Annotated in this window: 7 protein-coding genes and 3 rRNA genes; all 10 read right to left on the bottom strand. The window is 62.9% G+C overall.

Annotation, left to right across the window (positions count from 1 at the left end; translation table 11 throughout):
* Positions 1-227: 227 nt before the first annotated feature.
* The 10 genes from MUG78_RS10100 to MUG78_RS10055 all read right to left on the bottom strand — a co-directional run bounded on the left by MUG78_RS10100 (position 228) and on the right by MUG78_RS10055 (position 14,117).
* Positions 228-1,271 carry a nucleoside triphosphate pyrophosphohydrolase gene (locus MUG78_RS10100; RefSeq protein WP_246994432.1) on the bottom strand — a complete coding sequence of 348 codons (1,044 nt, stop codon included), beginning with the start codon at positions 1,269-1,271 and terminating at the stop codon, positions 228-230.
* 147 nt (positions 1,272-1,418) lie between these two features.
* Positions 1,419-1,748 carry a hypothetical protein gene (locus MUG78_RS10095; RefSeq protein WP_246994430.1) on the bottom strand — a complete coding sequence of 110 codons (330 nt, stop codon included), beginning with the start codon at positions 1,746-1,748 and terminating at the stop codon, positions 1,419-1,421.
* 24 nt (positions 1,749-1,772) lie between these two features.
* The gene (gene mfd, locus MUG78_RS10090; protein ID WP_246994428.1) at positions 1,773-5,330 is read right to left on the bottom strand and encodes a transcription-repair coupling factor; all 3,558 of its coding nucleotides are present in this window, start codon (positions 5,328-5,330) and stop codon (positions 1,773-1,775) included.
* Between the two features lie 21 nt (positions 5,331-5,351).
* Positions 5,352-6,569: a Dyp-type peroxidase gene (locus tag MUG78_RS10085; protein ID WP_246994426.1), complete on the bottom strand. Its 1,218-nt coding sequence runs from the start codon at positions 6,567-6,569 to the stop codon at positions 5,352-5,354.
* Positions 6,566-7,087: a copper chaperone PCu(A)C gene (locus MUG78_RS10080; protein WP_246994424.1), complete on the bottom strand. Its 522-nt coding sequence runs from the start codon at positions 7,085-7,087 to the stop codon at positions 6,566-6,568. The genes MUG78_RS10085 and MUG78_RS10080 overlap by 4 nt, the downstream gene beginning before the upstream one ends.
* A gap of 75 nt (positions 7,088-7,162) precedes the next feature.
* Entirely contained in the window at positions 7,163-7,696 is a 534-nt protein-coding gene (locus tag MUG78_RS10075) for a hypothetical protein (RefSeq protein WP_246994422.1), read from the bottom strand.
* 55 nt (positions 7,697-7,751) lie between these two features.
* A complete protein-coding gene (locus tag MUG78_RS10070; protein WP_246994420.1) occupies positions 7,752-8,441 on the bottom strand; it encodes a TetR/AcrR family transcriptional regulator in 690 nt (229 codons plus the stop codon).
* 317 nt (positions 8,442-8,758) lie between these two features.
* Positions 8,759-8,875, bottom strand: a 5S ribosomal RNA gene (gene rrf, locus MUG78_RS10065).
* Between the two features lie 84 nt (positions 8,876-8,959).
* Positions 8,960-12,104 (bottom strand): 23S ribosomal RNA (locus MUG78_RS10060).
* A 491-nt stretch (positions 12,105-12,595) separates the two neighbouring features.
* Positions 12,596-14,117, bottom strand: a 16S ribosomal RNA gene (locus MUG78_RS10055).
* Together the 16S, 23S and 5S rRNA genes form the textbook arrangement of a ribosomal RNA operon.
* Between the last annotated feature and the right edge of the window lie 205 nt (positions 14,118-14,322).

The following is a 14,322-nucleotide window of genomic DNA, read 5'->3' as shown; positions in this document are numbered from 1 at the left end:
GGATCGGGGTCGTGGTCTCGACAAGTGTGGGCGCCGAGACCGATGATTCGGCGTCGAGCTCGAAGTCGAAGTCGTGTCGGGTGTCTGCGGTCGAGCCGAGTCCGGCTGTTGCGTTGCCGGAGGTGCTCTCCGCTGCCCACGGGTTGTTGTGCTCGTGGTCGTCGTCGCCAGGCCAGACGGGCTCGACGGGCCACGGGATCGACGCGGGCCGGGGGGTTTCGACGAACTCAGCCGGCGAGGCGGGGCTTCGACGAGCTCGACCGGCGGGGCGGGGCTTCGACGAAGCTCAGCCGGCGTGGACGGCTCAGCCGTCGGGGCGGGCTCAACCGGCGGCGAAGTTCGGCGGGAGGAACGTCGTCGTGGGTCATGCCCAGGTACTTGCGCCAGGTGTTTTCGTCGCGGGGGTGGATGCCGTCGATACCGGCGGCGTTCTCGGCGGCGCGTACCTGGTTCATCAGCTGCAGGACAAGGCGGCGTTGGGTGTCCTCGACGCTATCGCGGGCGTGCTTGCGCACCGGGACGTCGATCCGCGTCAGGGACGGGCTGATGGCGTCGCGCGGGAAGTCGGCGCCGGCAAGGCGCTCGAACAGCTTCTGCGTCAACGACAGCACTGGCTGCTGAGTCACCACACCGTCGAGCACGCTCCCCCGATTGCGCTCGGCGGCCTTGCGCTCCTCCCACTCCTGGATTTGCCGTTCCAGGTCGGAGTGCTCGCCGGACAGCACGCCCGGCGTCCGGTACGAGACCTTGTCCACGAAGCTCTGCGCCACGTCGTCGATGGTGAAGGCGTCGACGGCCGAATCCTGGGCGATCCGCGCGTGGAACAGCACCTGCAGGAGCAGGTCACCCAGCTCCGAGCACAGCTCCTTCGCGTCGCCCTGGTCGAAGGCGTCGAGCAGCTCGTAGACCTCCTCCAGGAGGTACCGACGCAGCGAGTCGTGCGTCTGCTGCTGCTCCCACGGTCCGGTGCGCCGCAGCTGATCCATCAGGGCGACGGCCTCGAGCAGTCGCTTGCCCGCAACACCGTCACCGGCGATCACCTCGGCGCCGCGCGAAATCTGCTGCTGCACAAGCGAATGCTTACGGTCGGAGGTCAGCACGACGGCGTCGAACGGCAGGTCCCGCACCGCGCTGGCGAACTCGTACGACGGCAGGTTCCAGAGCAACGACGGGTGCACGTCTTCGGTCACGTAGACATGACCGGTCATCGAAGACACCGCGCGCACCGGAATCAGGTCGGGCAGCGCTGGATCCAACAGGATCACGGGCATGGTGGCACCTCCGCAAGTAGATAGGCAGAACCATACTCAGTGGGGGTCGACGGTGCCCGCACCCACACTGTGATTCCACCGATCGGAATGGACGGAATCCGACAAAGTCGTCGCGACGTGGGTGCTGTAGCCACGTGACCAGGGCGGTCAGGAGCCGATCTGGACGGTTCGGACCTCCGCGCGCACGCCGCGCCCGCGAGCACTGACCCCGGGCTCCACGGTGAGCTCGAAGATCCCGCTGTGCGGCGACGGCCCCACCATCATCGGCCCGCGCCGGTAGCGTTCCAGCAGTTCCTCATCGGTGCGGCGTTCGACGAAGGTCAGCGAGTAGCGCACGCCCTCGTCGTCCCAGGCGTACGACTCCCCCGGCGCCAGCCGGATCTCCTCCCCGGGACCGTCCGCGGCACGCACGAACAGCGTGTCGTCGAGGTAGCCGAACGAATAGTTCGGCGAGATCGGGAGCGGTGGCAGCGCCACGTCGCACCGTCCTTTCGAGTTCGGTCAGCGCGGCTCGGGCAGCATCTGGGTCAGGAACGTCACGAGGTACGTGATCAGCTCGTCGTCGCGCAGTCGCGGCGACCCCATGCCCGCGGTGCGCGGGATCGGCAGCGTCACCGCGTGCGTCGTCGCCCGGTAGTTGGCCGACGAATACAGGCGCGCCAGGCGAACCTGCTCGCTGTCGAGCAGCACCATCGGCGCCAAGCGGATCGACGTCCCCGCCAACGTCACCTCGGTGATCCCCCGCTCACGGCAGCGCAGACGCAGCCGGGCGATCGACGCCAACCGCTCGGTCTCCACCGGCGGCGGACCGTAGCGGTCGTTGAGTTCGTTGAGGACCTCGTCGACGTCGGCGTCGGAGGCGGCCGACGCCAGCTTCCGGTACGCCTCCAGCCGGAGCCGGTCGGCTTCGACGTACTCCACCGGGATGTGCGCGTCGACCGGCAGATCGATCCGCACCTCCTTGGTCTCCTCCTGCGAAACGGTCTCGCCGTCAGCGGCGGCGCGATAGGCCTCCACCGCCTCGCCGACGAGGCGCACGTAGAGGTCGAAGCCGACTCCGGCGACGTGCCCGGACTGCTCGGCGCCCAGCACGTTGCCGGCGCCGCGCAACTCCAGATCCTTCAGTGCCACAGCCATTCCCGCGCCCAGCTCGTTGTTCTGGGCGATGGTGGCGAGGCGGTCGTAGGCGGTCTCGGTCAGCGGCTTGTCTGGGCTGTAGAACAGGTACGCGTAGCCACGCTCACGACTGCGCCCGACGCGCCCGCGCAGCTGGTGCAGCTGACTCAGACCGAAGTTCTCGGCCCGGTCGACGATCAGCGTGTTGGCGTTCGAGATGTCCAGACCGGTCTCGATGATCGTGGTGCACACGAGCACGTCGAACTCGCGGTTCCAGAACGCGTCGACGGTCTTCTCCAGCAGCTCCTCGGGCATCTGGCCGTGCGCCACGGCCACCCGCGCCTCGGGCACCATGCGCGCGATGTCCTTGGCCATCTTGTCGATCGACGACACACGATTGTGCACGTAGAAGACCTGACCGTCGCGCAGCAGCTCGCGTCGGATGGCCGCACCGACCTGCTTGTCGGAGTAGGCGCCCACGTAGGTGAGGACCGGATGACGCTCTTCGGGCGGCGTCAGAATGGTCGACATCTCGCGAATGCCGGCCATCGACATCTCCAGCGTTCGCGGAATCGGCGTCGCCGACATGGTGAGCACGTCGACGTGCGTACGCAGCGACTTGATGTGCTCCTTGTGCTCCACACCGAAACGCTGTTCCTCGTCGACGATCACCAGCCCGAGGTCCTTCCAGACCACGCCGGTCTGCAGCAGTCGGTGGGTGCCGATCACGACGTCGACGTCGCCGGTCGCGAGGTCGGCGATGATCTGCTTGGACTCGGCGGGATCGGTGAAGCGCGACAGCCCGCGCACCTTGACCGGGAACCCGGCCATGCGCTCGGTGAACGTCTGAAGGTGTTGTCCGGCAAGGATTGTGGTGGGCACCAGGACCGCGACCTGCTTGCCGTCCTGCACCGCCTTGAACGCCGCGCGGACCGCGATCTCGGTCTTGCCGTAGCCGACGTCGCCGACGATCACCCGGTCCATCGGGACCGGCTTCTCCATGTCGCCCTTCACCTCGGCGATCACCGTCATCTGATCGACGGTCTCGGTGAAGTCGAACGCGTCCTCCATCTCGCGCTGCCACGGACTGTCCGGGCTGAACGCGAAGCCAGGTGCCGAATGGCGCGCCGCGTACAGCTGCACCAGCTCGCCCGCGATCTCGCGAACGGCCTTGCGCGCCTTGCGTTTCGTGTTCGACCAGTCCGAGCCGCCCAGCTTGGACAGCGACGGCTGCTCGCCGCCGACGTACCGCGACAGCTGATCGAGCGAGTCCATCGGCACGTACAGCCGGTCCCCCGGCTGGCCCCGCTTGCCCGGCGCGTACTCGATCACCAGGTACTCGCGCCGCGCACCGGAGATGGTGCGTTCGATCATCTCGACGAACCGCCCGATGCCGTGCTGGTCGTGCACCACCATGTCGCCGGCGACGAGCGCCAACGGGTCGACTTGGTTGCGGCGCTTGGCCGGCAGCTTGCGGCCGTCCTTCACGCCCACCACGCGGGCGCCGGTCAGGTCGGCCTCGGTGATCACCACGAAGGTCCCCACGAGCAGTCCGTGACGCAAGGTGCCGTGGTACACCGCCACGGCGTCAGCGGGCGGCTCGTCGCCGTCGCTCATCAACCGCGCGGGCACTTCGGCTTCACCGAGACGTTCGACGAACCGCTGCGCCGTCCCCTTGCCCGCCGCCACGACCGCGGCACGCCCGCCGGAGGCGAGCTGCGCCCGCAGGCTCACCAGCAGGTCCGCGATCGCCGAGTCGTCACCGTGCGGGGCCGGCCCGGCCTGCAGGTTCAGTTCCAGTTCCTCGCCGCTGCCGGACGACAACGGGCTCACCGTCCACCAGGAGCGGCCCGCGTCGACGGTGGCCTGCTCCACCTCGGCCACCGGCCGATACGAGCTGGCCTGCAGGTCGACGCTCTCGGCCTGCACCGGCGCACCCGCCCCGAGCGCCGCCGCATTCCACGACGCCTCCAGGAACTCCGCGCCGGTGCGCGCCAGATCCGTTGCGCGCGTGCGGACTTTCTCGGGATCGAGCACCAGCACGCGGGTGTTCTCGGGCAGCACTTCGGTGAGCAGTTGCATCTCGCCCTCGACGAGGGCGGGAATCATCGCCTCCATGCCGTCGACCGGAATGCCCTCGCCCAGTTTGGTCATCATCTCGGCCAGTGCTTCGTCGGCGGTGGTCTCCGCCAGCTCGGCGGCCCGCGCCCGCACCTGCTCGGTGAGCACCAGTTCTCGGCACGGATGGATCTGCACTGAGGGCGTCTCGATCTCCGGCTGGGTGCGCTGGTCGGCGACGGAGAAGGCGCGGATGTCGGTCACCTCGTCGCCCCAGAACTCCACGCGCACAGGGAAATCCGCGGTGGTCGGGAACACGTCGAGGATGCCGCCGCGGACGGCGAACTCGCCGCGTCGACCGACCATGTCGACGCGCTCGTACGCCATCTCCACCAGCTGGGCCACCAGGGCGTCGAAGTCGGAGTCCTCGCCCTCGGTCAGGGTCACCGTCCGCAGGGAACCCAGACCCGGCGCCATCGGCTGGATCAGCGACCGCACGGTGGTGACCACCACGCGCAGCGGCGCCGCGTCGGGATCGGCCAGCCGGTGCAGCACCGCGAGGCGCTGGCCGACGGTGTCCGCGCTCGGCGACAGTCGTTCGTGCGGCAACGTCTCCCAGGACGGGAACTGCGCGACCACCGCAGGACCGTCGTCGAGCAGCTCGCCGAGCTCGGCGGTCAGGTCGTCGGCCTCGCGGCCGTTCGCCGCCACCACCAGCAACGGTCCGGCATCCCGTGCGGCGAGGGTGGCGACGATGAACGGCCGCGCGGCGTCCGGCGCGGTCAGGTCCAGGCGGACCCGGTCGGCGTTCTGCGCCAGTTCGGCGAAGGCGCCGTCGCGCAGTGCATAGGCGGCCAGTCCGGACAGCGAAGGTGAAGTCGACACTCCAACCATTCTAGTGACCCGCTACCGACCGTTCAGCAACGAACCTCCCAGCGGAACCTCCTCGGTCGCGCCGGGCAGAATCGCGTACACCGACGAGCCGATCGGCGTGGTCCACACGTTGAGGTCGTCGTGCTCGGCGAGCCGCTGCTGCGACGGCAGGAACTGCCGCACCGGGTCGCGCTGCACGGTGGAGAAGATCAACCCCGTGTTCGACGTATCCGGCTCCTGCCCTGGCAATGCAGGCGCAGGCGGCTCGTCGTAGTTGTACGCGCGCCGCAGGTACTGCTCGTGGTCCGCGCGCCGATGCGCACGGGCGATGTGCGACGACGCCGGGATCACCGGCAGACCGCCTTCCGTCTTGGCGAAATCGACGGGATCGTGCTCGTTCGTCCCGGTCAACGGTGCGCCGTTGGTCAGGTTCCGTCCGATCACCAGTTCCCGGTTGCCCCGGTCGAGCTCCTCCCAGGTGTCCATGTGCATGGCGATGCGCCGCACCACCATCGAGGTGCCGCCGGCCAGCCAGGGCTGCTCGGCGCCGTCGTCCCAGATGAGGTCGTCGTACCGACTGTTGCGCGGCTGCTCGGTGCCGTCGACCTGACCGAACAGATTGCGCTGCGTCTGACTCTCGGGTTGCGTGCCGCGTGCGGTTCGGAAACCGCGCTGCACCCACCGCACGCGGGCGATGGTGCGCACCTCGGCGGTCAGGATCCGCGTGGCATGCGCCAGCGTCACCGGGTCGTCGGCCGCGATCACCAGCAGCAGGTCGGTCTGGCCCCACTGGTCTTGCAGTCGGTCGATGCTGAACGCGGGCAACGGCTTCAGCCACGACGGTCGACGACCGGCCAAGCGTGGATCGTCGAACACCCGCGGCCCCACCCCCACCGTCACGGTGAGGCGCGACGGCGCTGTGGCCAATTCGGGTTCCGGGTCGGCCAGCGCCGGGACGCCTTGGGTCAACCGTGCCCCGTCCTGCGTCCATAGGGTCAGTACCCCGGACAGCGAACTGAGATCGATCAGATCCACGCCGATGTAATTGGCGAACGCTGCCGGAGCGGTGATCACACCCGCCTGGTGGCGCCCGTAGAACTCCACGGTCTGCCGCGCCGGCTCGGCGTCGGACGATTCACGTTCGACGCCGAGACCGACTGCAGCAGCACCCACACCGACGCCGGCGAGGCCGGCCATTCCGGTGAGGAGTCCTCGGCGCGAGATCCGGGCGGATCCGCGCGAGGTGGTCACGGCTGGTAGTTCTCCTGGTTGCCCGCGAAGTCACGTGCCGTCGCGGTCACCGGGACCGTCGAACCGTCGGACATCCGCAGTTCGACGGTCACTTCCTGGCCGGCCGCGATGGGTTCCTTCTGGTCCATCAGCATGATGTGATCGCCGCCCGGCTTCAGCGTGAGGCTGCCGTGTGCGGGGATGACGTAGCCGTCCTTCTTCTCCTTCATCACGTTGACGCCGCCTTCGGAGACGGTCTCGTGCAGCTGAACTTCCCCGGCGACGGGCGTGCTGCCGGAGACGATCCGGATCTCGCTGTCGCTGTTGTTGCTCAGGGTCCCGAAGAGCGCGGTCATGTGCTCGTCGGAGGCCTTGACCCACTGATCGGTGATCACAAGCGCACTCTTCTGTTCCTGCGAGGCGCTAGCCGACGACGACGTGCTGTTGTCGGAGCTGCTGCTGCATCCGGTCAGGATGAGCAAGGGAGCCGCGGCGGCGATGAGAGCGACGGCGGGACGATGCATACGGCGAATTGCCATGGTGAAACTGCCTTTTCTGGCGTAGGGATAGTCACTTCCGGACTCGGGCCGGAAGTGCGAATGTCGTGGCGGAACTCAACCCAAAACGGGTGGAGCGCGCATCCCTACGGACAGTCGGGGCGTGAGGTCATGGAGAGCGACGGCGGGTTCTGCGGGAGTCACCGACGCCGTGAGTTCGGGTCGCGCAGGCAACGCGACGCGAAGCGCGGCGACGGTCGAGACCAGCAGCCGAAGCACGGCGCTGATCGCGCACAGTGCGATCACCGCGGCCGGGAGGGCGGCCAGATGCCACCCGATCATGGCGGCCGAGTTCATGGTGTGGTGCCCGGACGGCCTCCCGAGCAGAGAGAGCGACAGGTGCGACGCGAGCTGCCCGCCGGCCACCACCCCGGTCACCGCGAGCCACTCCGACGTCGAGCGGCCGCGGGCCCGATGCTGCTGTGCGCGATCGACCTGCGCACCGCGGATCGCCGCGACGCCGAGTCCGATGGCTGCGAGCAACAGCAGCTGACGCCCTTCCGGCCGATAACCACCGGCCAGGCCATGCGCTGCGATACCGAGGATCACGGAAACGGCACCGGCCAGCAGGCCGTTCGCTCGCGTGATCATGGCTCCAGTCTACTACCGGCGGTCGGAGCCGCCCCCATCGCAGCTGTGCGGACGGCTACTCCTGCACCGGTTCGACATAGTCGTGCTCGACGAGCACTGGATCGGGGTCCAAGCGGGTCAGTCCGTTCCAACACAGGTTCACCAGGTGGGCGGCGACCACCTCTTTCGGCGGTTCCCGGACGTCGAGCCACCATTGCGCGGTCACCGAGACCATGCCGACGAGCGCCTGCGCGTACAGGGGGGCAAGCGAGGGATCGAACCCTCGCCGCTCGAAGTCGCCGGCAAGGATGTGTTCCACCTGGCTGATGGCGTCATTGAGCAGGCTCCCGTAGCGCGTGCTCTCGCCGTCTTCTCCGGTAACGATCGACTCTCCGCGCACCAGGATCTGGAAGCCGTCCGTCCGCTCCTCCATGTAGGTGAGCAATGCGAGCGCCACCTGCTGGATCCGGTACAGCGAGCGGTTCTGTGTCAGCGACTTGGTGACCATCTCCAGGAGGGTCTCCATCTCGCGGTCGACGACCACCGCGTACAGGCCTTCCTTGCCACCGAAGTGTTCGTAGACGATGGGCTTGGAAACACCGGCGCGTTGCGCGATCTCCTCGATCGAGGTCCCTTCGAAGCCCCGCTCAGCGAACAGGCCACGGGCCACTTCGATCAGCTGAAGTCGACGCTGCGCGCCCGTCATCCGAGCCCGCGGTGCGCGCACCACTTCGCCACTGCCGTCACCGGGCCGATTCACTGCCATATCTCCACCTTAGGCGTGCGATTGTCGGTCGATGACCACCCCGCCGAGCGCGAGTCCACCACACGCGCACAGTCCCGCGGCGGCAGACAGTTGCCACTTACCCCATCCCCAACGAGGCACGACGACGCACCGACGGCGCCGCACACCAAAGCAGGACTGCCACCGACTCCATCCCCCCGAGGGGGTACGACGACGCACAGGCGGCACCTCGCTGCAAAGGCGGGTCGACGGCCACGCGTGTACCCGCGGCACTGGCAGAGCCTGCAGATGCGAAATGGCCCCCGAACCACAAGGGTCCGGGGGCCATTCCAAGTAATGTTCGGCGGTGTCCTACTCTCCCACACTGATTAGGGTGCAGTACCATCGGCGCTGGTGGGCTTAGCTTCCGGGTTCGGAATGGAGCCGGGCGTTTCCCCACCGCTATCGCCGCCGTAACAAGGCGAAACAAACACACAAAACGTGTGTTGCCTCAGAAAGTACATAGTGGATGCGAGACCAAACATTGGTGTTTGGGTGTTGTTAGTAAGTCCTCGGCCGATTAGTACCAGTCACCTGAACACATTACTGTGCTTACAGTTCTGGCCTATCAACCCCATGGTCTGTAGGGGGCCTTACCCCACCCGAAGGTGGGTGAGAAACCTCATCTTGGAACAGGCTTCCCGCTTAGATGCTTTCAGCGGTTATCCCTTCCGAACGTAGCTAACCAGCAGTGCTCCTGGCGGAACAACTGGCACACCAGAGGTTCGTCCGTCCCGGTCCTCTCGTACTAGGGACAGGTTTCCTCAAGTTTCTAGACGCGCGCGGCGGATAGAGACCGAACTGTCTCACGACGTTCTAAACCCAGCTCGCGTGCCGCTTTAATGGGCGAACAGCCCAACCCTTGGGACCTACTCCAGCCCCAGGATGCGACGAGCCGACATCGAGGTGCCAAACCATCCCGTCGATATGGACTCTTGGGGAAGATCAGCCTGTTATCCCCGGGGTACCTTTTATCCGTTGAGCGACACCGCTTCCACTTGCCGGTGCCGGATCACTAGTCCCGACTTTCGTCCCTGCTCGACATGTACGTCTCACAGTCAAGCTCCCTTGTGCACTTACACTCAACACCTGATTGCCATCCAGGCTGAGGGAACCTTTGGGCGCCTCCGTTACATTTTAGGAGGCAACCGCCCCAGTTAAACTACCCACCAGGCACTGTCCCTGAACCCGATCAGGGTCCGAGGTTAGAAGCCCAATACGATCAGAGTGGTATTTCAACAACGACTCCACGAACACTAGCGTGCCCACTTCACAGTCTCCCACCTATCCTACACAAACCGTACCGAACACCAATACCAAGCTATAGTGAAGGTCCCGGGGTCTTTTCGTCCTGCCGCGCGTAACGAGCATCTTTACTCGTACTGCAATTTCGCCGAGTCTGTGGTTGAGACAGCAGAGAAGTCGTTACGCCATTCGTGCAGGTCGGAACTTACCCGACAAGGAATTTCGCTACCTTAGGATGGTTATAGTTACCACCGCCGTTTACTGGGGCTTAAATTCTCAGCTTCGCCAACAAAGTTGACTAACCGGTCCTCTTAACCTTCCAGCACCGGGCAGGCGTCAGTCCGTATACATCGTCTTACGACTTCGCACGGACCTGTGTTTTTAGTAAACAGTCGCTTCTCTCTGGTCTCTGCGACCACCCCCAGCTCAGACCGAAAAAGTCGTCACCAGAAATGGTCCCCCTTCTCCCGAAGTTACGGGGGCAATTTGCCGAGTTCCTTAACCACAGTTCTCTCGATCGCCTTAGTATTCTCTACCTGACCACCTGTGTCGGTTTGGGGTACGGGCCGTGTACCAACTCACTAGAGGCTTTTCTCGGCAGCATAGGATCACAGAATTCACCTCAACGGCTACGCATCACCTCTCAGGCTACATGGAACACGGATTTACCTATGTTCCGCCCTACAGGCTTACACCAAGACATCCATCACTTGGCCCTGCTACCTTCCTGCGTCACCCCATCGCTTGACTACTACACCCAAGGTCCCACGCAGCCACCACCAAACCAACCCGAAGGAAGGAGAAGTAGCTTTTGGGCGGTTAGTACAGATGATTCATCATTGGGCGCGGATACACGGGTACGGGAATATCAACCCGTTGTCCATCGACTACGCCTGTCGGCCTCGCCTTAGGTCCCGACTCACCCTGGGCGGATTAACCTGGCCCAGGAACCCTTGGTCATTCGGCGGACAAGTTTCTCACTTGTCTTTCGCTACTCATGCCTGCATTCTCACTCCCACACCCTCCACCACACGATCACTCGATGGCTTCAACGGATGCAGGACGCTCCCCTACCCAACCACACCACTACACCACAACCCGCAGATCATGGTGGATGTCTATGTGTGATTGCCGCGGCTTCGGCGGTGTACTTGAGCCCCGCTACATTGTCGGCGCAGGACCACTTGACCAGTGAGCTATTACGCACTCTTTCAAGGGTGGCTGCTTCTAAGCCAACCTCCTGGTTGTCTAAGCAATCCCACATCCTTTTCCACTTAGTACACTCTTAGGGGCCTTAGCCGGCGATCTGGGCTGTTTCCCTCTCGACTACGAAGCTTATCCCCCGCAGTCTCACTGCCACGCTCTCACTTACCGGCATTCGGAGTTTGGTTGACGTCAGTAACCTAGTAGGGCCCATCAGCCATCCAGTAGCTCTACCTCCGGTAAGAAACACGCGACGCTGCACCTAAATGCATTTCGGGGAGAACCAGCTATCACGGAGTTTGATTGGCCTTTCACCCCTACCCACAACTCATCCCCTCCATTTTCAACTGAAGTGGGTTCGGGCCTCCACAGCATCTTACTGCTGCTTCACCCTGGCCATGGGTAGATCACTCCGCTTCGGGTCTAGACCCAGCGACTCAAACGCCCTATTCAGACTCGCTTTCGCTACGGCTACCCCACAACGGGTTAACCTCGCCACTGAGCACTAACTCGCAGGCTCATTCTTCAAAAGGCACGCCATCACCCACCAGCCACCAAAGACTGCACAGGCTCTGACGGATTGTAAGCGTCCGGTTTCAGGTACTATTTCACTCCCCTCCCGGGGTACTTTTCACCTTTCCCTCACGGTACTAGTCCGCTATCGGTTACCAGGAAGTATTTAGGCTTACCGGGTGGTCCCGGCAGATTCACAGCAGATTCCACGAGCCCGCTGCTACTTGGGAAAATATTGAAGCCAGACAGAACATTTTCAGTTACCGGACTCTCACCGTCTACGGCAGACCATTCCAGGCCACTTCACCTAACATCCTGTTTTCTCACTGACCGCCCAGCCGGCAGACCGGGCCACAACACTCCCACAACACCACACGCACAACCCCTGCCGAGTATCACATACGCATGGTTTAGCCTGATCCACTTTCGCTCGCCGCTACTCACGGAATCACAATTGTTTTCTCTTCCTGTGGGTACTGAGATGTTTCACTTCCCCACGTTCCCTCCGCACCGGCTATACATTCACCGGACGGTAACACCACATCACTGGTGCTGGGTTTCCCCATTCGGACACCCTCGGATCACAGCTCGTTTGACAACTCCCCGAGGACTATCGCGGCCTACCACGTCCTTCATCGGCTCCTGGTACCAAGGCATCCACCGAACGCCCTAAAACACTTACAACAACACCCACAAACACACCCACTCACATGGACACGAATGTGGACATTCCACAACATGAGTATTTCTACAAATTCTTACAGAGACACACAAAATAATTGCAGTACAAACACCAAAAACAAGATCTCCTGTAAAATCAACAGTCCTTGACTTTGATGCTCGCATCCACTATGCACTTCTCAAACAACACACACCCACACCACCCAACACCCACCAACCCGAAAGGGCCGACATGGGCGGAAAAGTGTGAGCAACCAAGAAAACCTCTGAACCGACCACCAGCCCCCGAAGGAACCCGTCATCGACCGGTGTTTTCTCAGAACCCCGATAGTGTGCAAAAGTCCAGGCCGGCAATCACTCGCACGGCCACCACAACGTCACAGTGATGATTCACCGTGACGTGTACGCATGGATTTCTTGTGTTTCACCCTCGAACAAACCATGGCCGGCACACATTCGGCACCGAAACCAATGATTAAATGTTTGCTCCTTAGAAAGGAGGTGATCCAGCCGCACCTTCCGGTACGGCTACCTTGTTACGACTTCGTCCCAATCGCCGATCCCACCTTCGACGGCTCCCTCCACAAGGGTTAGGCCACCGGCTTCGGGTGTTACCGACTTTCATGACGTGACGGGCGGTGTGTACAAGGCCCGGGAACGTATTCACCGCAGCGTTGCTGATCTGCGATTACTAGCGACTCCGACTTCATGGGGTCGAGTTGCAGACCCCAATCCGAACTGAGACGCGCTTTAAGGGATTCGCTCCACCTCACGGTCTCGCAGCCCTCTGTACGCGCCATTGTAGCATGTGTGAAGCCCTGGACATAAGGGGCATGATGACTTGACGTCATCCCCACCTTCCTCCGAGTTGACCCCGGCAGTCTCCTGCAAGTCCCCACCATTACGTGCTGGCAATACAGGACAAGGGTTGCGCTCGTTGCGGGACTTAACCCAACATCTCACGACACGAGCTGACGACAGCCATGCACCACCTGTACACCAACCACAAGGGAACCGACATCTCTGCCGGCGTCTGGTGTATGTCAAACCCAGGTAAGGTTCTTCGCGTTGCATCGAATTAATCCACATGCTCCGCCGCTTGTGCGGGCCCCCGTCAATTCCTTTGAGTTTTAGCCTTGCGGCCGTACTCCCCAGGCGGGGTACTTAATGCGTTAGCTACGGCACAGATCTCGTGAAATGAGACCCACACCTAGTACCCACCGTTTACGGCGTGGACTACCAGGGTATCTAATCCTGTTCGCTCCCCACGCTTTCGCTCCTCAGCGTCAGTTACTACCCAGAGACCCGCCTTCGCCACCGGTGTTCCTCCTGATATCTGCGCATTTCACCGCTACACCAGGAATTCCAGTCTCCCCTGTAGTACTCAAGTCTGCCCGTATCGCCTGCACGCCTACAATTGAGTTGCAGGATTTCACAGACGACGTGACAAACCGCCTACGAGCTCTTTACGCCCAGTAATTCCGGACAACGCTCGCACCCTACGTATTACCGCGGCTGCTGGCACGTAGTTGGCCGGTGCTTCTTCTCCAGGTACCGTCACTTGCGCTTCGTCCCTGGCGAAAGGAGTTTACAACCCGAAGGCCGTCATCCCCCACGCGGCGTCGCTGCATCAGGCTTGCGCCCATTGTGCAATATTCCCCACTGCTGCCTCCCGTAGGAGTCTGGGCCGTGTCTCAGTCCCAGTGTGGCCGATCACCCTCTCAGGTCGGCTACCCGTCGTCGCCTTGGTGAGCCATTAACCTCACCAACAAGCTGATAGGCCGCGGGCCCATCTCACACCGCAAAAGCTTTCCACCCCCAACCATGCAGTCAGAGGTCATATCCGGTATTAGACCCAGTTTCCCAGGCTTATCCCAGAGTGCAAGGCAGATCACCCACGTGTTACTCACCCGTTCGCCACTCGAGTACCCAGCAAGCTGGGCCTTTCCGTTCGACTTGCATGTGTTAAGCACGCCGCCAGCGTTCGTCCTGAGCCAGGATCAAACTCTCCAACAAAACTAGACCAAACACACCAACCCCCAAAGAGGCCAGCATAGTTTGAGCACTAGACCAGGAGAAAAGACCTGACCAAAATAATCCTTCAAAAAAAGAATTGACTGGCATCAAAAAACAATCAAAAACAAAAACAAAATTCTTGTCCAAAAAATCCTCGACACCAGCCAAAACATAACTGGCACAAGAAAATTTCTCTTACACACTA

Source organism: Gordonia alkaliphila (assembly GCF_023017165.1).
In the GTDB taxonomy this organism is placed as follows: domain Bacteria; phylum Actinomycetota; class Actinomycetes; order Mycobacteriales; family Mycobacteriaceae; genus Gordonia; species Gordonia alkaliphila.
Note: the sequence above shows the minus strand (reverse complement) of the source record. Positions and strands in the feature narration are given on the sequence as shown.

What these genes read in the sequence shown, in the direction of transcription:
- MUG78_RS10100 (WP_246994432.1), bottom strand. Translation starts at nt 1,271, where the DNA reads ATGCCCGTGATCCTGTTGGATCCAGCGCTGCCCGACCTGATTCCGGTG.
- MUG78_RS10080 (WP_246994424.1), bottom strand. Translation starts at nt 7,087, where the DNA reads ATGGCAATTCGCCGTATGCATCGTCCCGCCGTCGCTCTCATCGCCGCC.
- MUG78_RS10075 (WP_246994422.1), bottom strand. Translation starts at nt 7,696, where the DNA reads ATGATCACGCGAGCGAACGGCCTGCTGGCCGGTGCCGTTTCCGTGATC.
- MUG78_RS10070 (WP_246994420.1), bottom strand. Translation starts at nt 8,441, where the DNA reads ATGGCAGTGAATCGGCCCGGTGACGGCAGTGGCGAAGTGGTGCGCGCA.